The sequence below is a fragment of the Streptomyces sporangiiformans genome (genome assembly GCF_005768555.2).
Classification (GTDB): Bacteria; Actinomycetota; Actinomycetes; order Streptomycetales; family Streptomycetaceae; genus Streptomyces; species Streptomyces sporangiiformans.
On sequence record NZ_VCHX02000037.1, the window covers coordinates 24,835 to 45,879 of the forward strand.

The following is a 21,045-nucleotide window of genomic DNA, read 5'->3' on the forward strand; positions in this document are numbered from 1 at the left end:
CGTGGAGAACCTGATTGCGCTGCTGGTAGCGGCGCCTCTGCTCGGAGCGGCCGTACTGCTGTGCGGCGGCCGACGGCTGGACGCCGTCGGCCACTGGATCGGTACGGTCCTCGCGGCCGTCTCCTTCGTGATCGGCGTGGTCCTCTTCGCCGACATGCTGGGGAAGGGCGCGGAGGAACGGGAGATGGCCCAGCACCTGTTCAGCTGGGTCCCCGTCGAGAGCTTCCAGGCCGACATCGCCTTCCAGCTCGACCAGTTGTCGATGACGTTCGTCCTGCTGATCACCGGCGTCGGCTCGCTGATCCACGTGTACTCGATCGGGTACATGGAGCACGACGAGCGCCGCCGCCGCTTCTTCGGCTATCTGAACCTGTTCCTCGCGGCGATGCTGCTGCTCGTCCTCGCCGACAACTACCTGCTGCTGTACGTCGGCTGGGAGGGCGTCGGCCTCGCCTCGTACCTGCTGATCGGCTTCTGGCAGCACAAGCCCAGTGCCGCGACCGCCGCGAAGAAGGCCTTCCTGGTCAACCGTGTCGGCGACATGGGGCTGTCGATCGCGATCATGCTGATGTTCGCGTGGTTCGGCACCTTCGCGTTCGGGCCCGTACTGGAGGCGACGGGTGAGACGAGCGAGGGCAAGCTCACCGCCATCGGCCTGATGCTGCTGCTCGCCGCCTGCGGCAAGTCCGCCCAGGTGCCGCTGCAGTCCTGGCTCGGGGACGCGATGGAGGGCCCGACCCCGGTCTCGGCCCTCATCCACGCCGCGACGATGGTGACCGCGGGCGTGTACCTGATCGTCCGCTCCGCCGATATCTTCAACGCCGCGCCGGACGCCCAGCTGGTCGTCACCGTCGTCGGCGCCGTCACGCTCCTGTTCGGTGCGATCGTCGGTTGCGCGAAGGACGACATCAAGAAGGCCCTGGCCGGCTCGACGATGTCGCAGATCGGCTACATGATCCTCGCCGCGGGCCTCGGCCCCATCGGCTACGTCTTCGCGATCATGCACCTGGTGACGCACGGCTTCTTCAAGGCCGGGCTCTTCCTCGGCGCCGGATCGGTCATGCACGGCATGAACGACGAGGTGGACATGAGGAGGTACGGCGGCCTCAGGAAGTACATGCCGATCACGTTCGTCACCTTCGGCCTCGGCTACCTGGCCATCATCGGCTTCCCCGGCCTGTCGGGCTTCTTCTCCAAGGACAAGATCATCGAGGCTGCCTTCGCCAAGGGCGGCACCGAGGGCTGGATCCTCGGCTCAGTGGCCCTGCTGGGCGCGGCCATCACCGCGTACTACATGACGCGCGTGATGCTGATGACGTTCTTCGGCGAGGAGCGCTGGCGTCATGCGCCGACGCCGTCGCCGGCCGAGCCGAGCGCGGAGCCCGCCGCCGAGACGCGGGGTGAGTACGAGGTGCCGCACCCGCACGAGTCCCCGAAGTCCATGACGATCCCGATGATCGTGCTCGCTTTCGGGTCGGTCTTCGCGGGCGGCTTCTTCAGCATCGGTGACCGCTTCATGCACTGGCTGGAGCCGGTCACCGGACACGATCACGGACACGCCCCGGTCAGCGCCATGACGGTCACGCTCGCCACCATGGTGGTGCTCGTCATCGGCGCCGGAATCGCGTACGTCCAGTACGGGCGCCGTCCCGTCCCGGCACTCGCCCCGCGCGGCTCCCTGCTCACCCGGGCCGCCCGGCGCGATCTCCTCCAGGACGACTTCAACCACGTCGTCCTCGTACGCGGCGGAGAGCACCTCACCCGCTCCCTGGTGTACGTCGACCACAGCCTGGTCGACGGGGTCGTCAACGGCACGGCGGCCTCGATGGGCGGTCTCTCCGGTCGGCTCCGCAAGCTGCAGAACGGCTACGCGCGGTCGTACGCGGTTTCGATGTTCGGCGGTGCGGCGGTCCTCATCGCCGTGACCCTGCTGATGAGGGCGGTCTGATACCGATGTCCTTTCCTCTGCTGACAGCGACGGCGGCGCTCCCGGCCCTCGGGGCGATCGCCACGGCCGCCGTGCCGGCCGCGCGCCGCACCGCCGCCAAGTGGCTGGCGCTGCTGGTCTCGCTCGCCACTCTGGTGCTCGCCCTGGTCGTCCTGGTCCGCTTCGACCCGGGCGGCGACCGCTACCAGCTCACCGAATCCCACGCGTGGATCGCGGACTTCGGGGTGAGGTACGAGCTGGGTGTGGACGGCATCGGGGTGGCGCTGATCGCGCTGACCGCGCTGCTGATCCCGTTCGTGATCCTCGCGGGGTGGCACGACGCCGACCCGCAGGAGACGGGAAGCACCAGGTGGCGTCCTACGCAGGGCTTCTTCGCCCTGATCCTCGCCGTCGAGGCGATGGTGATCCTCTCCTTCGAGGCCACCGACGTCTTCCTCTTCTACATCTTCTTCGAAGCCATGCTCATCCCGATGTACTTCCTCATCGGCGGCTTCGGAGACCGCGCCCACGCGGGCACGGACGAGAACGCGGCGGCCCAACGGTCGTACGCCGCGGTGAAGTTCCTCCTCTACAACCTGGTCGGCGGCCTGATCATGCTGGCCGCCGTCATCGGTCTCTATGTGGTGGCCGGGAACTTCTCGCTCCAGGAGATCGCCGAGGCCCGGGCCAACGGCACGCTGGACATGGCGACCAACACCGAGCGGTGGCTGTTCCTGGGCTTCTTCTTCGCGTTCGCGGTGAAGGCCCCCTTGTGGCCGCTGCACACCTGGTTGCCGAACGCCATGGGGGAGGCCACCGCCCCGGTCGCCGTACTGATCACGGCGGTGGTCGACAAGGTCGGCACCTTCGCGATGCTGCGCTTCTGCCTCCAGCTCTTCCCGGAGGCCTCGAAGTGGGCGACGCCGGTCATTCTCGTACTCGCCCTGATCAGCATCGTCTACGGCGCGTTGCTCGCGGTCGGTCAGCGCGACATCAAACGGCTGGTGGCGTACGCGTCGATCTCGCACTTCGGGTTCATCATCATGGGCATCTTCGCGATGACCAGCCAGGGCCAGTCGGGCGCGACGCTCTACATGGTCAACCACGGAATCTCGACCGCCGCACTGATGCTGGTGGCCGGATTCCTGATCTCCCGCCGCGGATCGCGGCTGATCGCCGACTACGGAGGGGTGCAGAAGGTCGCCCCGGTGCTCGCGGGCACCTTCCTGATCGGCGGCCTCGCTACCCTCTCGCTGCCCGGCCTCGCGCCGTTCGTGAGTGAGTTCCTGGTCCTGGTCGGTACGTTCACGCGCTACCCGGTGATCGGGATCATCGCCACCTTCGGCATCGTCCTCGCCGCGCTCTACACCCTCGTCCTTTACCAGCGGACGATGACGGGCCCGGTGAAGCCCGAGGTCTCGGCCATGCCCGACCTGCGGGTGCGGGAGCTCGTGGTCGTCGCCCCGCTGATCGCCCTGCTGATCTTCCTGGGCGTCTTCCCGAAGCCGGTCACCGAGATCGTCAACCCGGCGGTCGAGCACACCATGTCCGACGTACAGAAGCAGGACCCCAAGCCCGAGGTGGAGGCGGCCAAGTGAGCGCAGTAGCCGTCCACAGCCTGTGGACAATGGCGGCCGATCCGATCGAGAAGATCGACGCGCCAAAGATCGAATACGGGCAGTTGTCGCCCACCTTGATCGTCATCGGCGCGGCGATCATCGGCGTGCTCGTCGAAGCGTTCGTGCCGCGCAAGTCCCGTTACTACGCGCAGGTGTTCCTGTCCGTCGTCGCGCTCGCCGCCGCCTTCGCCGCGGTCATCGGTCTCGCGGCCGGCGGATACGGCACCACGAAGGCGAAGATCGCGGCGATGGGCGCGATCGCGGTCGACGGACCGGCCCTCTTCCTGCAGGGCACGATCCTGCTCGCCGGGCTGCTCGCCGTGTTCACCTTCGCCGAGCGGCGCCTCGACCCGGTGGCGCACGGCAACCGCGTCGACTCGTTCGCCGCGCAGGCCGCGTCCGTGCCCGGCAGCGACAGCGAAAAAGCCGCGGTGAAGGCCGGGTTCACCACCACGGAGGCGTACCCGCTGCTCCTCTTCGCGGTCGGCGGCATGCTCATCTTCCCGTCGGCGAACGACCTGTTGACGCTGTTCATCGCCCTGGAAGTCTTCTCGCTGCCGCTCTACCTGCTGTGCGCCGTGGCCCGCCGCAAGCGGATCATGTCGCAGGAGGCCGCGGTCAAGTACTTCCTGCTCGGTGCCTTCGCCTCCGCGTTCACGCTCTTCGGCATCGCCCTGCTGTACGGCTACGCGGGCTCGGTGTCGTACGCGACGATCGCGCAGGTGGTCGACGGCTCGATCGAGAACGTGAACCCGGCGCTCGCCGACACCATGGGCAACGACGCGCTGCTGCTCATCGGTGCCGCGATGGTCGTCATGGGCCTGCTGTTCAAGGTGGGCGCGGTGCCGTTCCACATGTGGACCCCGGACGTGTACCAGGGTGCGCCGACCCCGGTGACCGGTTTCATGGCCGCCGCGACCAAGGTGGCCGCCTTCGGGGCGCTGCTTCGTCTGCTGTACGTCGTGCTGCCGGGCCTGCGCTGGGACTGGCGGCCGGTGATGTGGGCCGTCGCGATCGTCACCATGCTGGGCGGCGCCATCGTCGCGATCACCCAGACCGACATCAAGCGGCTGCTGGCGTACTCGTCGATCGCGCACGCGGGCTTCATCCTCGCCGGTGTCATCGCGACCACGGCCGACGGTGTCTCGTCGGTGCTCTTCTATCTGGCCGCGTACTCCTTCGTCACGATCGGCGCGTTCGCGGTCGTGACCCTGGTGCGCGACGCGGGCGGCGAGGCCACGCATCTGTCCAAGTGGGCGGGGCTGGGACGGCGTTCGCCGCTGGTGGCGGCCGTGTTCGCGGTCTTCCTGCTGGCCTTCGCCGGCATTCCCCTCACCTCCGGCTTCGCCGGGAAGTTCGCCGTGTTCAAGGCGGCGGCGGAGGGCGGCGCCGGTGCGCTGGTCGTCGTCGGTGTGATCTCGTCGGCCATCGCGGCGTTCTTCTACATCCGCGTGATCGTGCTCATGTTCTTCAGCGAGCCGAAGCCGGAAGGACCGACGGTCGCCGTGCCGTCGCCGCTGACGATGACAGCGATCGGGGTGGGCGTGGCGGTCACGCTGGTACTGGGTGTGGCGCCTCAGTACTTCCTGGAACTGGCGGGGCAGGCGGGAGTGTTCGTGCGCTGACGCCTCGCTCCTCGTACGCAGCCGGCCCGGCTCCCCATCATGGGGGCCGGGCCGGTGTGGTGAAGGGGGCATGCTGGTTACTGGCTTTCCTCACGGCGCGCCCTGATCTTGGTGAGATCCAGGTCCACCGGGAACGGGACAGACATCTTCATCCGCTCACGGAAGATGCCCACGCTGGTGTAGGTGCCGGTGGTGGGCTCCAGTTCGAAGGCGTGGACCGCGGCGAGACCCTTCTCGTTCTCGACCCGCCAGTAGTGGGGGATCTTCGCCCGGGCGTACTTGATCGGCTTGGTCTCACGATCCCGGGCCTCGGAGTCCGGGGATACGACCTCGACGGCCAGCACGACGGCTTCGACCGGGAACCGGGTCTGCTCCGGATCCTCCACCACGTCTTCTCGCACCACGACCACGTCCGGTTCGGGCCGGTTCTGCCGGTCGATGTCGATGGTGAACTCGCGAATGACTTCGAAGTCCTGCGGCGCCAGGGACTGGAGCTGCCACGCGAAGAAGCTCACAGCGCGTGAATGAAAGAGAGTCTGCGGACTGACGAAGACGAGGCTCCCGTCGATCAGCTCCGTGTGTGGAGGCAGGTTGGGAAGCTCGTCCAGGTCGTCGGCGGTCCAGCCGCCCTCCGGCGGAATCGGCCAGGTGGGCTCCGACGCCTTCGGTGCGACGCTCATCACTGCTCCCATGGGACGGAGTCTCGCCGGTCCATCCAGACTATCGGCCGGAAACGGACGCGGCTCCCGCGCACATGTGAACGAGTGATGCGCCTTGACGTGGGATGGTGCGAGGCAGCCTGTGGACAACTGCGAGGCTGTCGGTGTGGGCCCCTATCGTGGGGGCAGTGGTCGAGGCACGGTGTGCGACGGGGGACAGGGCGATGAGCGGGACGGGTGGGACAGGTGTGATGGCCGAAGACGACAGGCCCGCGGGCCTCGCGGTGACCGAGGCGCTGGGCACGCTCCACCGTGTCTTCGGATACGAGGCGTTCCGCGGCGAGCAGGAAGCGGTCATCGAGCATGTGGTGGCCGGCGGTGACGCCGTCGTCCTCATGCCGACAGGCGGCGGCAAGTCGCTCTGCTACCAGATCCCGGCCCTGGTCAGACCCGGTACGGGCGTGGTGGTGTCCCCCCTCATCGCGCTGATGCAGGACCAGGTGGACGCGCTGCGGGCGCTCGGCGTGCGCGCCGGGTTCATGAACTCCACGCAGGACTTCGACGAGCGGCGCTTGGTCGAGGCGGAGTTCCTGGCGGGCGAGCTCGACCTGCTCTACCTCGCGCCGGAGCGGCTGCGCCTGGAGTCCACGCTCGATCTGCTGGCCCGCGGCAAGATCTCCGTCTTCGCGATCGACGAGGCGCACTGTGTGTCGCAGTGGGGCCACGACTTCCGGCCCGACTACCTGGCGCTCTCGCTCCTGGGGCAGCGCTGGCCCGAGGTGCCGCGGATCGCGCTGACGGCGACGGCCACGCACGCGACGCACGAGGAGATCACGCAGCGCCTGGGCATGCCGGACGCCCGCCACTTCGTGGCGAGCTTCGACCGGCCCAACATCCAGTACCGGATCGTGCCGAAGGCCGACCCCAAGAAGCAGCTGCTGTCGTTCCTGAAGGAGGAGCACGCGGGCGACGCGGGCATCGTGTACTGCCTGTCGCGCAACTCGGTGGAGAAGACCGCCGAGTTCCTCTGCCGCAACGGCATCGAGGCGGTGCCGTACCACGCGGGCCTGGACGCGGGCACACGCGCCACGCACCAGGCGCGGTTCCTCCGTGAGGAGGGGCTGGTGGTGTGCGCGACCATCGCTTTCGGCATGGGCATCGACAAGCCGGACGTACGGTTCGTCGCCCATCTCGACCTGCCCAAGTCGGTCGAGGGCTACTACCAGGAGACGGGTCGCGCGGGCCGCGACGGACTGGCGTCCACGGCCTGGATGGCGTACGGCCTGAACGACGTCATACAGCAGCGCAAGCTGATCCAGTCCGGAGAGGGCGACGAGGCGTTCCAGCGCCGGGCCGCGGCGCACCTCGACGCGATGCTCGCGCTGTGCGAGACCGTCCAGTGCCGCCGCGCCCAACTGCTCGCCTACTTCGGCCAGGACGCCGAGTCCACGGCGTGCGGAAACTGCGACACATGCCTGGTCCCGCCCGAGACCTGGGACGGCACGATCGCGGCCCAGAAGGTGCTGTCCACGGTGGTGCGGTTGCAGCGCGAGCGGGGCCAGAAGTTCGGGGCGGTGCAGATCGTCGACATTCTGCTCGGGCGCAGGACCGCCAGGGTCATACAGTTCGATCACGACCAGATGTCCGTGTTCGGCATTGGCGAGGAGCTGTCCGAAGGCGAATGGCGCGGTGTCGTACGGCAGCTGCTGGCCCAGGGGCTGCTCGCGGTCGAGGGTGAGTACGGGACGCTGGTACTGACCGAGGCGAGCGGCACGGTGCTGCGGCGCGAGCGTGAGGTGCCGCTGCGCAAGGAGCCGAAGAAGCCGGTGACCTCGCGGTCGGCGTCGCCCCGGGGCGAGCGCAGGGCCAAGGCCGCGGCCGCCGAACTGCCCGACGAGCTGGTCCCCGTCTTCGAGGCCCTGCGCGCCTGGCGTGCCGCGCAGGCCAAGGAACAGGGCGTCCCGGCGTACGTCATCTTCCACGACGCGACACTGCGGGAGATCGCCACGGCGGGGCCCACCTCCATGGCGGAGCTGGGCGGGATCAGCGGAGTCGGCGAGAAGAAGCTCACGACATACGGGGAAGGCGTGCTCGAGGTGCTGGCCTCGCTGTCCCCGGGCTCGCCGCCGGCCCCCGCGAACCGGGGCGAGGACTCGGCGGCGACGGACGTGGAGCCGGAGCCGGAGGACTGGGGGGAGCCCGACGAGCCGGACGACTGGATGTAGGGGCGAGACGGGCGAGGCGGGCGACGCGCTGCCCCTGGGGTGCCTTCCGGGCGACCGGACGTGGAGCTTGCCCGGGCAGCCGGGACAGAGCGACGTGGAGCTTGCCCGGGCGCCCGGACAGAGGACGTGGAGCCTGCCCGGTCGCCCGGACAGGGCACCGTCACGCGCTCGGGACGACCCGCCCGGTCACTTCGCCCAGTCCCACCTGGGTTCCGTTCGGGCCCGGTGCCCAGGCCGTGATCGTCACGACGTCGCCGTCCTCCAGGAACGTTCGCTTGTCGTCGGGGAGTTCGAGGGTGTCGCGTCCGTTCCAGGTGAGCTCCAGCAGCGACCCGCGTTCGCGTTCGCCGGCCCCGCTCACCGTCCCCGAGCCGTAGAGGTCGCCGGTGCGAAGGGAGGCGCCGTTCACCGTCATGTGGGCCAGTTGCTGGGCGGCGGTCCAGTACATGGTGGAGAAGGGCGGCTCGGAGATGACGTGGCCGTTGAGGGCGACGGAGATGCGCAGGTCGTAGCCGCCGGGTTCCTCGGAGGAGTCGTCCAGGTAGGGGAGGAGGGGGTGGGTACGGGACGGGGGTGGGACCCGAGCGTCCTCAAGGGCGTCCAGAGGTGTGATCCAGGCCGACACCGACGTGGCGAAGGACTTGCCGAGGAACGGGCCGAGGGGGACGTACTCCCAGGCCTGGAGGTCGCGCGCGGACCAGTCGTTGAGGAGGCAGAGGCCGAAGACGTGGTCGCTGAAGTCGCTCAGCGGTACGGATGTGCCCATGGCGGAGGGCGCACCGACCACGAAGCCGACCTCCGCCTCGATGTCCAGCCGGACGGACGGTCCGAAGACCGGCTCCGGGTCCGTGGGGGCCTTGCGCTGGCCTGAGGGGCGTACCACGTCCGTACCGGACACCACGACGGTGCCGGACCGGCCGTGGTAACCGATCGGCAGATGCTTCCAGTTGGGGGTGAGGGAGTCGGCGGCGTCGGGGCGGAAGATCTTGCCGACGTTGCGGGCGTGGTTCTCCGACGCGTAGAAGTCGACGTAGTCCGCGACCTCGAAGGGCAGGTGCAGGGTCACCTCGGAGAGCGGGTGCAGCAGGGGTGCGATGGTCTCCCGGTGGGCGGGCACCGTCACCCACGCCGTGATCGCCCGCCGGACGTCCGACCAGGCCGTACGGCCCGCCGCGAGCAGCGGGTCGAGGGAGCGGCAGGCGAGCAGGCGGACGTACGGGGAGCCGAGCGCCCGAGCCGCGCCCCCCGCGTCGAGGACGTGGTCGCCCAGCCGGACACCGACCCCGCGCTCCTTGGAGCCGAGCGGGGAGAACACGCCGTACGGAAGGTTGTGCGGACCGAAGGGATCGCCCTCGGGGACCTCGAAGGGGGGCATCGGATGCTGCCTCGCTTTCCGTGTGGGTGAGGCACACGTTACGGGGAGTTGTCTCGCATGGGCAGTGTCTAAAAAGCGCGCAATGTCCGGAAGAGGCTTGCGCTCGCCTTGGAGGCGGGCGCGCGGGTGCGCATGGTCGCGCGTGGCGAGGGAGCGGTGGGCTTCGGCGCGCCCCCTTGGAAGCATCCGAGCCTGCGCCCCCGGCCTGTATTTCACGGGCTTGCCGACGGCGGCGTTCCTCCGTCAGTCAGTCCGCCCACCAACCCGCCGGCCCAGCAACCCGCCGGCCTGCCGGGTTATGCCTCTCCCGCCGCCGCTCGTTGCCATGCGAGGAAGTCGGCGACGAGTTCGGGCGGGTTGGCGGCCTTGGTGGCCTCCACCTCCCACCCCGGACAGTCCATGTCGAAGACCACGACGGGCACGGGACGACCGAGGATCTCCTTGATCCGGCCGCTGCTCTGGAGGTGGCGGGAGAGGTCGACGCAGGTAGCGGCGAAGTGCTCGACCAGTGCCGTGTACTGGCCGTCGTCGGCGTCGTCCCCCTCACCGTCGAACCAGAGGCCGAGCCGCTTCACCTCGTCGACGTAGAGAGGGCTTCCAGTGGGGTCCTCCGGAACGTTCCCCAGCATCTCGAACCCGTCCAGCAACCAACAGGCGTAATTCCAGCGGGCTTCGCCCGGGTCCTCCGGCCGGGCCTCCAGCCGGTACTGGCTCTCGGTGTTGTACCCGATCGCGACGTACGGCCTCCTGGGGTCGTAGTCGATCCGCCAGATACGGAAGGAGAGGGCGTAGATCTCGGGTTTGAGGTCGTCCGGGAACCGCTCCAGCGCCTCGGCCGCGGCAGTGCGCAGGTGCTGCTGGAACGGCTGCGTGGGAAACGACCCTGTGGGAAGCGGCTGCGAGGGGAACGACGGCATGGGCAACGGTTTCACGCGCCTTCCTCCAGCGTCCACACGGGCCACTCCCGGGGAGGCGCCGGTCGGACCTCCCACTTCGAGAGGTCGCCGTCCAAGTCCTCGTCGCCGTAGGGAAGCCGGGACGCGTCAGCGTGAGGCAGGAAGTAGACGCCGAACGCCCAGTACTCCGGAAGCTCGTGCGTCATGAGTTCCTGGCCCGAGGGCTCGATCTCGATGTCCGCGTACCGTGCGTTGATCCTCGCGACGGCCTCCGCCCGCGAGATCCCGAAGCGCTCCACGAGCACGTCCGCCATCTCGCGGAAGTAGTCGAGCATGCCGTCGTCGAGACGGGCCAGGAATTCCGCGGTCCTCACCGTCACGCGGGGCATCTCCGTGTCAGGCCGTGGGGGCCGCCAGTTCCGCATCTGCTCCTGCAGCCAGTCTGCCGCGCCGATGTCGCCTTCGGATGGCGTGTGGGTCATGGCTCCAGTCTGCGCGTGCGGTGGTCGCGGCCGGAGGTTCGGGGGCGCTCGACGGCGCTCGATGGGGCTCGAGGGCGCTCGGAGTGGTCGAGGTTTCGGACGACGTCCGGTTCCGGCCGGGTCGATGGGCCGTTCGATCCGTATTCTCTGATCATGGCCGCACCGATCGCATATTCACTTATCGCCACTGACCTGGACGGAACGCTGCTCCGCGGCGACGACACCCTCTCCGACCGGTCACGGACCGCGCTGGCGATGGCGGCCACGGCGGGCGCCCGGCACCTCGTGGTGACGGGACGACCGGCCCCACGCGTGCGGCCGTTACTGGATGACCTGGGCGGCCAGGGGCTGGCGGTGTGCGGGCAGGGAGCGCAGTTGTACGACGCCGGGGCCGACCGCATGGTGTGGTCGGTGACCCTCGACCGCGAGCTGGCGGAGACGGCGCTCGGCAAGATCGAGGCGGAGGTCGGGGAGGTGTACGCGGCCGTGGACCAGGACGGCGTCGACGGGCTCACGCTCATCGAACCGGGCTACGAGATGCCGCATCCCACGCTGCCGGCGGTGCGCATCCTCCACCGCGACGACCTCTGGGCCGAACCCATCAGCAAGGTCCTCCTGCGCCACCCGGCGCTGACAGACGACGAGTTGGCGTCCGCGGCCCGTGCGGCGGTCGGTTCCCTCGCCAGCGTCACGATGTCCGGCCCCGGCACCGTCGAACTCCAGCCATGCGGGGTGACCAAGGCGACGGGCCTCGCCCTCGCGGCCGCCCATCTCGGCCTCACCCCCGCCGAGACGATCGCCTTCGGCGACATGCCCAACGACATCCCCATGTTCGACTGGGCAGCTCACGGCGTCGCGATGTCCAACGCCCACCCCGAACTCAAGGCGGTGGCCGACGAGGTGACCCTGTCGAACGAGGACGACGGGATCGCGGTGGTCCTGGAACGGCTGTTTATGTCATGGGCCCCGGTGGTCAATGGGGAGAGTGAGCAGCCAGCACATCACTGAGGCGTTGCCGGTGGCTTGCGATCCAGTCCTCCGGCAGGCTGATGGGCACGCGCACGGTGACCATGGAGATCATCTGGTCCTCCACGACCACCTCGGGGCAGTCCCGCTCTCCCGTGAGGTGGATGAACACCGACGGCCCTCGCTCCACCGCCATCCAAGCGATGTCCTCACCGCCTTCGAGGCTGTTCAGGGCGCGCCCCCACGTTTCAAGTCGGCTGCGGGACAGGGCGAGCGCGAGGCGGCCCCGCACGAAAGGGGTCTCCACGACGATCTCGGCCTCCAGGCCGCCCGGCACCTGTGGGTGGCGGCCGAGGACCGTGATCCTGACGGTGTTGCCCTCCTCGTCGGCGAGCAGTGCGAGATCCATCGGGCCGGTGCGATGCGAGGCCGGGAGGTCGGCGTCGCAGAAGACGCAGACGAAATGCGCGTCCTGTACGGAGTTCCACTCGCCGCATTCCGGGCAGCGGCGGTACGTGATCGGGTGCGTGTAAGCGGAGCCGTGGGCGATGCCCGCGCGCGCGAGGGCCGCCGCGACGGCCGGCCAGGACTCGACGTCCGGGCAGTAGCCGGTGGACTGGTTGCTCGCGTACGTGACCGTCCAGCCCTGAGCGGTACGGGCGAAGGCCAGCTCACCGGCCGCGCGTACCGCCTCGCCGCCCGCGCATGCCACATGTTCGGAGCGGCGCGGCGCCAGTCGAAGGGTGCCCGAGAGATCGACGACGAAGGTGTGGGGCTCGCGCAGTTCGTCCTGGGAGCGGGAGGCCAGAAAGGCGTCGAGGTCTGCCGGGGTCCGGATCCGGGCACCCTGGCCGGGCCGGCTGGTCGCGCCCGCGAGGGGCACCGACCCCGCCACGGCCGCCTCGACTGCCCCGGCCACCCCGGCCACCCCGGCCACCCCGGCGGCCTCGGCTATGTCGAGGGGGCCCACATACGCGTATGTGGTCATGCGCGGAGCCTAGGGTCTCGCTCCGCCGCACGCGACATACTGGATCATGGTCAGCAGGTGTCAAGGCATGAAAATTGTGCCTTTTGTCATCTGTATCAGGAGAACGAGAACATATCGACAGTGACCCGATAGCGCCTGGCCTGGACGGGTGGGCAGTCACCGTGATCGAAAGGCGACCGGATACGCTGACTTGAGTGCAAGCGGCGACACATCGACAAAGGCTCACAGCACCCAGAGCATCGAGAACAACCAGATCAACAACCAGATCAACAACCAGATCACACAGAGACCGCCCTTGAGAGCGTCAGCAGACAGGAGACCCTCGTGACCGTCGTCGGGCCGTTCGGGCTGAGCGTGCGGGACCAGGCTCTCGAAGCCGATGTCCAGGCCGGATTGGCGGCTGTCGAGGAAGGCCTGATCGAGGCCACCAAGAGTGAGGTCCCCTTCATCACGGAAGCCGCGCAGCACTTGGTGCGCGCGGGCGGAAAGCGGTTCCGGCCGCTGCTCGTGATGCTCGCCGCGCAGTTCGGGGACCCGTACGCGCCGGGTGTCGTGCCCTCGGCCGTCGTCGTGGAGCTGACCCACCTCGCCACGCTGTACCACGACGACGTGATGGACGAGGCGGACGTGCGCCGCGGCGTGCCGAGCGCCAACGCTCGCTGGGGCAACTCGGTCGCGGTGCTCACCGGCGACTTCCTGTTCGCGCGCGCCTCGCACATCCTGGCCGACCTGGGGCCGGAGGCCGTACGCATCCAGGCCGAGGCGTTCGAGCGTCTGGTCACCGGACAGATCCTGGAGACGGCCGGACCGCGGGACGGGCGCGACCCGATCGACCACTACATGGATGTCCTCGGCGGCAAGACCGGCTCGCTGATCGCCGTGTCGGGACGATTCGGCGCGATGATGTCGGGCGCCGACGAGACCGTGGTGGATGTGCTCACGCAGTACGGGGAGCGGCTGGGCGTGGCCTTCCAGCTCGCGGACGACGTCCTCGACATCGCGAGCGATTCGCACGAGTCCGGCAAGACGCCCGGCACCGATCTGCGCGAGGGCATTCCCACCCTGCCCGTGCTGCGGCTGCGCGAGCGCGCGGAGCGGCTCGGGTTGGCCGACGACATCGCGCTGTGTGAACTGCTCGACTCGGACCTGACGGACGATGCCCGGCACGCTGAGGCGCTTTCCCTCCTCCGCGCCCACCCCGCCCTGGACCAGGCCCGCCGTGACACCGTGCGGTTCGCGGAGGAGGCCCGCGCCACGCTGGTGCCCCTGCCGGAGTGCGGTGCGAAGGCGGCGCTGGTGGAGCTGTGCGACGCGGTGGTGCACCGGGCGGGCTGACCGGTCCGCGTTCTTTTGTGACACAGGTCTGTGATGCAGGTCACAAACTTGGATTGAGTCCAATCTCAGATCAACTCCGTAACCATGCCCAGAAGCTGACGCAGGGGGTGTCGGCTGAATACGGGGAGAAAACAGAATCATGGGGAAAATCGCCACGTTCACGTTGCGTCGTAAGAGCCTGGTCATGTCCGGTGTCGCCGTGGTCGCCGCGGCCGGAGTCGCCGCCGCGGTCATCCCGGCGGTCGCCGACAGTGGAAGCCAGGGCAGCAGCGGCAAGGGCATGAGCAAGAACCCCGCGGGGCACGGGGCGCACGGGGATCAGTCCATCGAGGTGCAGAGCGGCGGCCTCGCCGGCGGCAGCGGCGGCACCATTCTCGCCGCGAGCCTCAACGGCGCCAACGAGGTGCCGGTGGCGGGCGGCCCGGCCGTCGGAGACCGGGACGGCGCGGCGCTTGAATTCGTGCGGGTCAAGGGGGACACGGTCTCCGTCGCGGTCAAGTGGCGCGGCACCGGCAAGCCGACCCTGCTCCACATCCACCAGGGCGCCAAGGGCGTCAACGGCGGCGTCAAGGTCGACTTCACCAAGCTGCTGGAGAACGCCAAGGGCCGCACGGTCACCGGCACGGTCAAGGTCGAGGACACGGCCCTGCTCGGCCGGTTGAAGGCGGACCCGGGCAGCTTCTACGCCAACCTGCACACCGCCGAGTTCCCCGGCGGAGCCGTCCGCGGCCAACTCCACAAGGTCACCACGGACTTCGACTTCCGGCGCGCGCCGCACAACTTCCAGGCCTCCGTGATCAAGGGCAAGCAGATCTACGAGTGCAAGAGGGCGGACGACGGCACCACCGCCTTCGCGCAGCGTGACGTGCGCGCCGTGCTCGGCGGCGGCATCGCGCACTCCTTCGTGAAGCCCAATTCCGGTACGCCGCAGTGGATCGCGCCCGACCGCAGCGCGGTCACCGGCGCGCTGATCTCCAAGACCCCGAACGGCGACAAGAACATCCCTGAACTGGACCTCAGGGCCACGCAGTCCGGCAAGCACCGCGGGCTGCTGGCGGGTACGGCCGAGATCCTGCGGCTGAACACCGTGGGCGGGGTGGCTCCTGCCGGGTCCTGCGAGGTGGGGAGGATCGTGGGCGTGCCGTACCAGGCGGACTATGTGTTCGTGAACCGGTGATCCACCCGCTCTGAACGGAATCCGGACGGCGTCTTCCCTCACGACCCCTACGGGTCGGGGGAGGCGCCGTCCGCTCATGTCATACCGCAGCAGTACACGGAGTTGGCTCCGTAGTCTGACGCGCCTCGCTGGCCGATTTGGTCAGATTGGAGACACCACTTCACAGGAGTTCGGGTGAGAATGGCGGCGCGGGGTGGACTCGGACAGCGACAGTGACGGTAAGCCGCCGCCGACGACGGAGGTAGGGCACACATGGCACCGTACGAAGCCGACGACAACACGAACGAGGACGAGCGACCCGGCCGGCGCAGGGCGGCGCGGTACGTCGTCCCGGTCGCGGTGGTGGGAGTGGCGGCGGCGACCATCGGGCTGGTCCCGGCGTTCGCGGGCTCCGGCGACCCTGACCTGCCGGAGGTCACTGCGCAGCAACTCATCGAAAAGATCGCCGCGTCGGACGTGGAGCAGCTGTCCGGCACGGTGAAAATCAGTACGGATCTGGGGCTGCCGAGCCTCGGCGGCCTGGAGAGTGGCCTCGCGCCGGGCGGTGGCGGCGGCTCGGGCGGCGAGGGCTCGTCCGCCGATCCGTCCTCCAAGCTGCTGGAACTGACCTCCGGTACGCACACGTTGCGGGTCGCCGCCGACGGCCCGGAGAAGCAGAAGCTGTCGCTGATGGACAAGGCCGCCGAGTACAGCCTGATCCACAACGGCGACGAAGCGTGGGCGTACGACAGCGAGTCGAACGAGGCGTACCACATGACGGACACCGCCTCCGGCTCCGCCAAGCACAAGGGTGAGGACAAGAAGGAAGAGGCGCCGAAGGACATTCCCGCCACGCCCAAGGACATGGCGGAGGAGGCGCTGAAGGCGGTCGACGACACGACGTCCGTGACCGTCGACGGCACGGTGCGGGTCGCCGACCGCGACGCGTACAAGCTGCTCATCAAGCCGAAGCAGTCCGGCTCGACGGTCGGTGCCGTCTCGATAGCCGTGGACGCGAAGACCGGTGTGCCGCTGAAGTTCACGCTCACCCCGGCGAGCGGCGGCGCGGCCGTCGTGGACGCGGGCTTCACTCAGGTCGACTTCACCAAGCCGGCCGCCTCCACCTTCGACTTCAGTCCGCCGAAGGGGGCGAAGGTCACCGAGGGCGCCGACGCGAAGCACGAGGACACGGCACATCGGAAGTCTGACGAGGACCTGGGCAAGGAACTCGACGGCCTCGAGGGTCTGAAGACCATAGGCGAGGGCTGGACCTCCATCGCGCGGTTCGACACCGGAGGCGAGGGCGTACCGTCCGCGTCCGAGTCCGCAGACGCGGGCCGGTTGCTCGACTCACTGGGCACCCGCGTGACCGGCGAGTTCGGCTCGGGCACGGTCTTCTCGACCCGCCTGGTCAACGCCCTCATCACGGAGGACGGCCAGGTGTACGCGGGTGCGGTCACCAAGGACGCGCTCGTGAAGGCGGCCAACGCCGCGCAGTAGCAGGCGTACGAGAACGAGAAGTTGCCGTACGGCAGAGCGATGTGCCGTACGGCAACAGGGAGTTGAGGGAGTCGATGGCGGAACCGTCCACCGCGGAACCGGACACGGTGATCGCCACCCGTGCGCTCACCAAGCGCTACCGCGGCGGACAACTCGCCGTCGACGGCCTGGACCTGTCCGTCCCGGCAGGAAGTGTCTTCGGCTTCCTGGGGCCGAACGGCTCCGGCAAGACGACCACCATCAGAATGCTGATGGGCCTGATCGAGCCGACCTCGGGCGCGGCACGCGTCCTGGGACAGCCCATGCCGCGCGCCACGCGCACGGTGCTCCCCCACGTGGGCGCGTTGATCGAGGGACCGGCGCTGTACGGGTTCCTGTCGGGCCGCGACAACCTCCTGCGGTACGACTCCGCCGATCCGACCGCCGACCCCCGCACCCGGCGCACGCGCGTCGCGGCGGCCCTCGACCGGGTCGGACTGACGGCGGCCGCGGGCAAGAAGGCGAAGGCCTACTCGCTGGGCATGAAGCAGCGGCTCGGTCTGGCCGCGGCACTGCTTCAGCCGCGCCGGCTCCTGGTCCTGGACGAGCCGACCAATGGGCTCGATCCGCAGGGGATGCGCGAAATCCGTTCCCTCGTCAGGGAGCTGGCATCGGAGGGCACGACCGTCTTCCTCTCCTCGCACCTGCTGGACGAGATCGAGCAGGTCTGCACGCATGTCGCGGTGATGGCGCAGGGACGGCTGATCACCCAGGGGCCGGTGGCCGAGCTGGCGGCCGGAGCCCGCGGCCGCCTGGTCGTCACGACCCCCGACCCGGGCGACGCGGCCCGCGTGCTGAAGGAGCAGGGCGTGAGCGATGTCGTGGTCACGGAGGACCGGGTGACCGGCGAGCCACCGGAGCGCGATCTCGCCGAGGTGAACGCGGCGCTGGTGACGGCGGGCGTCCGCGTACGGGGCTTCGGGCTCGAACGGGCCTCGCTGGAGGACGCGTTCGTGGCGCTCACGGGGGAGGGTTTCGATGTCGCGGGCTGAGACCACCGACGGCACTGACGTCACCGCCGGCACTGGCACCGTCGAGGTGGTCGGCGTACGAAAGCCGAGCCCGCTGTGGACACTCGGTCTGCTGCGCAACGAGCTGGTGACCACCCTTCGCCGGTGGCGGACCATCGCGCTGCTCGGTGTGCTGGCCGCGGTGCCCGTCCTCGTCGGGATCGCCGTGAAGATCGAGACGAGCGACGGTGCGTCGGCCGGAGGCGGCGGGGGCCCGGCCTTCATCGCGCAGATCACCAACAACGGCCTGTTCCTCGTCTTCACCGCGCTCGCCGCCACACTGCCCTTCTTCCTCCCGATGGCGATCGGCGTCATCGCGGGAGACGCGATAGCGGGCGAGGCGAACGCGGGGACACTGCGCTATCTCCTGGTCGCCCCGGCAGGACGTACACGGCTGCTGCTCACCAAGTACGCGACCACGCTGGCGTTCTGTGTCATCGCGACGCTCGTCGTGGCGGTGTCTGCGCTGATCGTGGGGGCGCTGCTGTTCCCACTCGGCGAGCTGACGACGATCTCCGGCACACGGATCAGCTTCGGAGAGGGGCTGGGACGGGCGTTTCTGATCGCGCTGGCCGTCGCCGCGTCACTGATCGGCATCGCGGCGCTCGGCCTGTTCGTCTCGACGCTCACCAACAGTGGCATCGCGGCGATGGCGACGACCGTGGGCCTGCTGATCACCATCCAGATCCTCGACCAGATACCCCAACTCCACTCGCTGCAGCCGTACTTCTTCTCGCACTACTGGCTGTCCTTCGCGGATCTGATGCGTGATCCGGTGTACTGGGACGACCTGTACCGCAATCTCGGACTCCAGGGCCTGTACGCGGCGGTGTTCGGCACGGCGGCGTGGGCGCGTTTCACGACGAAGGACATCACCGCCTGAGAGCCGAGAGAGCAGCGGCTCTCAGGCGGTGCCGCCCTAGGCGGACAGCTCCCACACCGCGTACGCCAGCGCGTCGCTGTTCCGGTCCAGTGCTGTGTCGTTGATGTTCGACGTCGTGTCGCACGACGAGTGGTAGCAGCGGTCGAACGGCTGTCCGGCCGTGCCGCCCCACTTGGTGGCCTGGGCGGCGGTCTTGCGATAGTCGGCGCCGCTGAAGATGCCCCCGACGGGGACGCCCGCGTTCTTGAAGGGGGCGTGGTCCGAGCGGCCGTCGCCCTCGGTCTCGATCTCGGTGGAGATACCGATACCTGTGTAGAAGTTCTGGAAGGTCTTCTCGATGGCTGGGTCGTCGTCATAGACGAAGTAGCCGGGGTTCGGAGAGCCGATCATGTCGAAGTTCAGATAGCCGCTGATCTTCGAGCGGTTCGCGGAGGACAGGCTGTTGACGTAGTAGCGCGATCCGAGCAAGCCCTGCTCCTCCGCCCCCCACCATGCGAACCGCAGATGCTTGGTGGGCTTGTACTGTGCACGGGACACGGCGAGTGCGGCCTCCAGTACCGCCGCCGATCCCGAACCGTTGTCGTTGATGCCCGCCCCCGTCGAAACGCTGTCGAGGTGCGAGCCCGCCATGACGACCTGGTTGGCGTCGCCGCCGGGCCAGTCGGCGATCAGGTTGTAGCCGGTACGGCCGGCCGCCGTGAACTGCTGCACGGTCGTGGTGAACCCGGCCGCGTCCAGCTTGGCCTTCACGTAGTCGAGGGACGCCTTGTAGCCGGCGCGTCCGTGGGCGCGGTTTCCGCCATTGGCGGTGGCAATGGACTGCAGCTGGGAGAGATGAGCCTTGACATTGGCCACGGGGATGTTGGGCGCGGCAGCCGCGGGCGCCGCGTCGGCTATGGACCCGCTGGTCACCAGCGTGGTGGCCGCGACAAGGGCGGCGGCCACCGCACGGCCGGGAACGGACAGCTTCATGTGGGGGGCTCCGAATTCCTTGGGAAATCCCGAAGGGACTCCACAGTGAATGGGTGCCTGGATGGTGAAGCTGAGCCTGACTCTCCGTCAAGAGCGCTATTCAGTCAGGGATGTTCGTATATCGAACCGGTGCCTCATGGTGTCGGATCAGCGCACCATGGCGTCGCACGGCAGGGCTTAGTGGACGCAGAACTCGTTCCCCTCCGGATCCGTCATCACCACCCACTCGCCTCCCGGCTCCTTCACTTCCCGCAGCACCGCCGCCCCCAGCCCCGCCAGCCGCGAGACCTCCGCCTCGCGCCCGCCGTTCCCGGAGTGCAGATCGATGTGCAGACGGTTCTTGACGGTCTTCGGCTCCGGCACGCGCTGGAAGAGCAGTCGCCGCCCGAGCCCCGTTCCGCTCTCTGCCTCGTACGGATCCTCCGGGTGCCGCACCGCGGCCAGGTCGCGCCAGGCCTTGCGGCCGTGTGACTCGACGGTGATCTCGGCGGGTACGGCGCCGAAGCCCAGGAGGCGCTCGATCAGGGCGCTGTTGTCCTCGACCTCGTAGTGCAGGGCGGCGGCCCAGAAGTCGGCCTGGGCGTGCGGGTCGGCGGCATCGATGACGAGCTTCCAGTGCAACGGTGTGTGCGTCATGGTAACCACTTATACTGGTTACGTGAGCGAGCGAGCAATGAAATCGCCGAACGCGTCGAAAGCCCCGATGCCCTCCGAGCCGCCCGGGCTGACCCTCGTGTCGCACGAAGGGAAGCCGTACCGTTTTGATCCCGGCTCGCTCTGCATGGAGCTGCTGACGACCGGGGGGCCGGGGGCGTTCGCGCGTTACGAGGTGCTGCACGAGCCCGCGGATCTGGTCCGCTGGGTGGAGCGCAGCCGCTTGCCCGCCGGTCTTGAGCTCACGGTCACGGAAGAGGCGTTGGCGGACGCGCGCACCCTGCGCGACGCGCTCTTCCTGCTGGCCGCCGACCGGGCCCATGGTCGCCCCTTGCAGGCGCGCCAACTGGCCGTCGTCAACGCCGCGGCGGCCAAGGCGCCGCTCGCCGCCCGCATCGAGCCGACGGGTGCGCGAGCGTGGGTGCCGGGCGCCACCGGTACGCGGCTGCTGGCCACCGTCGCGCGCGACGCGGTCGAGCTGTTCACCGGTCCCTACGCCGAGCGCATCCGCGAGTGCGGTGCCCACAACTGCTGTCTGCTGTTCGTCGACACCTCACGCCCCGGCCGTCGCCGCTGGTGCGCCATGGAGCACTGCGGCAACCGCGAGAAGGCCAGGGCCCACCGGGCCCGCCGGGTGGGTGGGGAGTGATGTCGCCCCCGCCGCCCCTACCCGTCCCATCCCGTACCTGGGGGCTGCGCCCCCAGACCCCCGCTATCGGCCTGAACGGCCTCGT

At 69.0% G+C, this 21,045-nt stretch carries 18 protein-coding genes; 11 read left to right on the forward strand and 7 right to left on the reverse strand.

Going from position 1 to position 21,045, the window contains the following annotated elements:
* Position 1 precedes the first annotated feature (1 nt).
* The 3 genes from nuoL to nuoN are packed head-to-tail and all read left to right on the forward strand — an operon-like array spanning position 2 to position 5,171.
* Positions 2–1,948 carry an NADH-quinone oxidoreductase subunit L gene (nuoL, locus tag FGD71_RS02265; RefSeq protein ID WP_119098663.1) on the forward strand — a complete coding sequence of 649 codons (1,947 nt, stop codon included), beginning with the start codon at positions 2–4 and terminating at the stop codon, positions 1,946–1,948.
* A 5-nt stretch (positions 1,949–1,953) separates the two neighbouring features.
* A complete protein-coding gene (locus FGD71_RS02270; protein ID WP_119098664.1) occupies positions 1,954–3,525 on the forward strand; it encodes an NADH-quinone oxidoreductase subunit M in 1,572 nt (523 codons plus the stop codon).
* A complete protein-coding gene (gene nuoN, locus FGD71_RS02275; RefSeq protein ID WP_119098665.1) occupies positions 3,522–5,171 on the forward strand; it encodes an NADH-quinone oxidoreductase subunit NuoN in 1,650 nt (549 codons plus the stop codon). The genes FGD71_RS02270 and nuoN overlap by 4 nt, the downstream gene beginning before the upstream one ends.
* A 77-nt stretch (positions 5,172–5,248) precedes the next feature.
* On the opposite strand, the gene FGD71_RS02280 is transcribed toward nuoN, so the two are convergent.
* Positions 5,249–5,851, reverse strand: coding sequence for a Uma2 family endonuclease (locus FGD71_RS02280; protein WP_119098666.1), 603 nt, complete (start codon positions 5,849–5,851; stop codon positions 5,249–5,251).
* A gap of 203 nt (positions 5,852–6,054) precedes the next feature.
* Here FGD71_RS02280 and recQ point away from each other — a divergent pair, with 203 nt between their 5' ends.
* Positions 6,055–8,055 carry a DNA helicase RecQ gene (gene recQ / locus FGD71_RS02285; RefSeq protein ID WP_119098667.1) on the forward strand — a complete coding sequence of 667 codons (2,001 nt, stop codon included), beginning with the start codon at positions 6,055–6,057 and terminating at the stop codon, positions 8,053–8,055.
* A 160-nt stretch (positions 8,056–8,215) separates the two neighbouring features.
* Here the strand turns inward: recQ and fahA are convergent, their stop codons facing one another.
* From fahA to FGD71_RS02300, 3 genes are all read right to left on the reverse strand, one after another.
* Positions 8,216–9,430 carry a fumarylacetoacetase gene (gene fahA, locus FGD71_RS02290; RefSeq protein WP_119098668.1) on the reverse strand — a complete coding sequence of 405 codons (1,215 nt, stop codon included), beginning with the start codon at positions 9,428–9,430 and terminating at the stop codon, positions 8,216–8,218.
* A 296-nt stretch (positions 9,431–9,726) separates the two neighbouring features.
* Positions 9,727–10,362 carry a hypothetical protein gene (locus FGD71_RS02295; RefSeq protein ID WP_240436348.1) on the reverse strand — a complete coding sequence of 212 codons (636 nt, stop codon included), beginning with the start codon at positions 10,360–10,362 and terminating at the stop codon, positions 9,727–9,729.
* Positions 10,359–10,808 carry a hypothetical protein gene (locus FGD71_RS02300; RefSeq protein ID WP_240436349.1) on the reverse strand — a complete coding sequence of 150 codons (450 nt, stop codon included), beginning with the start codon at positions 10,806–10,808 and terminating at the stop codon, positions 10,359–10,361. The genes FGD71_RS02295 and FGD71_RS02300 overlap by 4 nt, the downstream gene beginning before the upstream one ends.
* A 153-nt stretch (positions 10,809–10,961) precedes the next feature.
* Here FGD71_RS02300 and FGD71_RS02305 point away from each other — a divergent pair, with 153 nt between their 5' ends.
* Positions 10,962–11,816, forward strand: a complete 855-nt coding sequence (locus tag FGD71_RS02305; protein WP_119098669.1) for a Cof-type HAD-IIB family hydrolase — start codon at positions 10,962–10,964, stop codon at positions 11,814–11,816.
* On the opposite strand, the gene FGD71_RS47210 is transcribed toward FGD71_RS02305, so the two are convergent.
* Positions 11,782–12,762 (reverse strand): DUF5959 family protein, encoded by a 981-nt coding sequence (locus FGD71_RS47210; RefSeq protein ID WP_181359103.1) that lies wholly within the window; start codon positions 12,760–12,762, stop codon positions 11,782–11,784. The two genes, FGD71_RS02305 and FGD71_RS47210, sit on opposite strands and share 35 nt — an antisense overlap.
* A gap of 324 nt (positions 12,763–13,086) precedes the next feature.
* Between FGD71_RS47210 and FGD71_RS02315 the strand changes: the two genes are divergently transcribed.
* From FGD71_RS02315 to FGD71_RS02335, 5 genes are all read left to right on the forward strand, one after another.
* Positions 13,087–14,097: a polyprenyl synthetase family protein gene (locus tag FGD71_RS02315; RefSeq protein ID WP_119098670.1), complete on the forward strand. Its 1,011-nt coding sequence runs from the start codon at positions 13,087–13,089 to the stop codon at positions 14,095–14,097.
* A gap of 139 nt (positions 14,098–14,236) precedes the next feature.
* The gene (locus tag FGD71_RS02320; protein WP_181359104.1) at positions 14,237–15,274 is read left to right on the forward strand and encodes a CHRD domain-containing protein; all 1,038 of its coding nucleotides are present in this window, start codon (positions 14,237–14,239) and stop codon (positions 15,272–15,274) included.
* A 252-nt stretch (positions 15,275–15,526) separates the two neighbouring features.
* Entirely contained in the window at positions 15,527–16,753 is a 1,227-nt protein-coding gene (locus tag FGD71_RS02325) for a LolA family protein (RefSeq protein WP_119098671.1), read from the forward strand.
* Between the two features lie 74 nt (positions 16,754–16,827).
* Positions 16,828–17,784: an ABC transporter ATP-binding protein gene (locus FGD71_RS02330; protein WP_119098672.1), complete on the forward strand. Its 957-nt coding sequence runs from the start codon at positions 16,828–16,830 to the stop codon at positions 17,782–17,784.
* Positions 17,771–18,685 carry an ABC transporter permease gene (locus FGD71_RS02335; protein WP_181359105.1) on the forward strand — a complete coding sequence of 305 codons (915 nt, stop codon included), beginning with the start codon at positions 17,771–17,773 and terminating at the stop codon, positions 18,683–18,685. The genes FGD71_RS02330 and FGD71_RS02335 overlap by 14 nt, the downstream gene beginning before the upstream one ends.
* 36 nt (positions 18,686–18,721) lie before the next feature.
* Here the strand turns inward: FGD71_RS02335 and FGD71_RS02340 are convergent, their stop codons facing one another.
* Both FGD71_RS02340 and FGD71_RS02345 read right to left on the reverse strand, forming a co-directional pair.
* Positions 18,722–19,657: a M28 family metallopeptidase gene (locus FGD71_RS02340; protein WP_119098673.1), complete on the reverse strand. Its 936-nt coding sequence runs from the start codon at positions 19,655–19,657 to the stop codon at positions 18,722–18,724.
* Positions 19,658–19,834: 177 nt separating this feature from the next.
* Positions 19,835–20,293, reverse strand: coding sequence for a VOC family protein (locus FGD71_RS02345; protein ID WP_119098674.1), 459 nt, complete (start codon positions 20,291–20,293; stop codon positions 19,835–19,837).
* Positions 20,294–20,330: 37 nt separating this feature from the next.
* Between FGD71_RS02345 and FGD71_RS02350 the strand changes: the two genes are divergently transcribed.
* Positions 20,331–20,960: a CGNR zinc finger domain-containing protein gene (locus FGD71_RS02350; RefSeq protein ID WP_181359106.1), complete on the forward strand. Its 630-nt coding sequence runs from the start codon at positions 20,331–20,333 to the stop codon at positions 20,958–20,960.
* The last annotated feature ends 85 nt before the right edge of the window (positions 20,961–21,045 follow it).

Bases quoted from the DNA above. Each gene is read 5' to 3' on its own strand.
- FGD71_RS02270 (WP_119098664.1), top strand. From the start codon at position 1,954: ATGTCCTTTCCTCTGCTGACAGCGACGGCGGCGCTCCCGGCCCTCGGG.
- FGD71_RS02280 (WP_119098666.1), bottom strand. From the start codon at position 5,851: ATGAGCGTCGCACCGAAGGCGTCGGAGCCCACCTGGCCGATTCCGCCG.
- recQ (WP_119098667.1), top strand. From the start codon at position 6,055: ATGAGCGGGACGGGTGGGACAGGTGTGATGGCCGAAGACGACAGGCCC.
- fahA (WP_119098668.1), bottom strand. From the start codon at position 9,430: ATGCCCCCCTTCGAGGTCCCCGAGGGCGATCCCTTCGGTCCGCACAAC.
- FGD71_RS02300 (WP_240436349.1), bottom strand. From the start codon at position 10,808: ATGACCCACACGCCATCCGAAGGCGACATCGGCGCGGCAGACTGGCTG.
- FGD71_RS02305 (WP_119098669.1), top strand. From the start codon at position 10,962: ATGGCCGCACCGATCGCATATTCACTTATCGCCACTGACCTGGACGGA.
- FGD71_RS47210 (WP_181359103.1), bottom strand. From the start codon at position 12,762: ATGACCACATACGCGTATGTGGGCCCCCTCGACATAGCCGAGGCCGCC.
- FGD71_RS02320 (WP_181359104.1), top strand. From the start codon at position 14,237: ATGGGGAAAATCGCCACGTTCACGTTGCGTCGTAAGAGCCTGGTCATG.
- FGD71_RS02325 (WP_119098671.1), top strand. From the start codon at position 15,527: ATGGCACCGTACGAAGCCGACGACAACACGAACGAGGACGAGCGACCC.
- FGD71_RS02330 (WP_119098672.1), top strand. From the start codon at position 16,828: ATGGCGGAACCGTCCACCGCGGAACCGGACACGGTGATCGCCACCCGT.
- FGD71_RS02335 (WP_181359105.1), top strand. From the start codon at position 17,771: ATGTCGCGGGCTGAGACCACCGACGGCACTGACGTCACCGCCGGCACT.
- FGD71_RS02340 (WP_119098673.1), bottom strand. From the start codon at position 19,657: ATGAAGCTGTCCGTTCCCGGCCGTGCGGTGGCCGCCGCCCTTGTCGCG.
- FGD71_RS02345 (WP_119098674.1), bottom strand. From the start codon at position 20,293: ATGACGCACACACCGTTGCACTGGAAGCTCGTCATCGATGCCGCCGAC.
- FGD71_RS02350 (WP_181359106.1), top strand. From the start codon at position 20,331: ATGAAATCGCCGAACGCGTCGAAAGCCCCGATGCCCTCCGAGCCGCCC.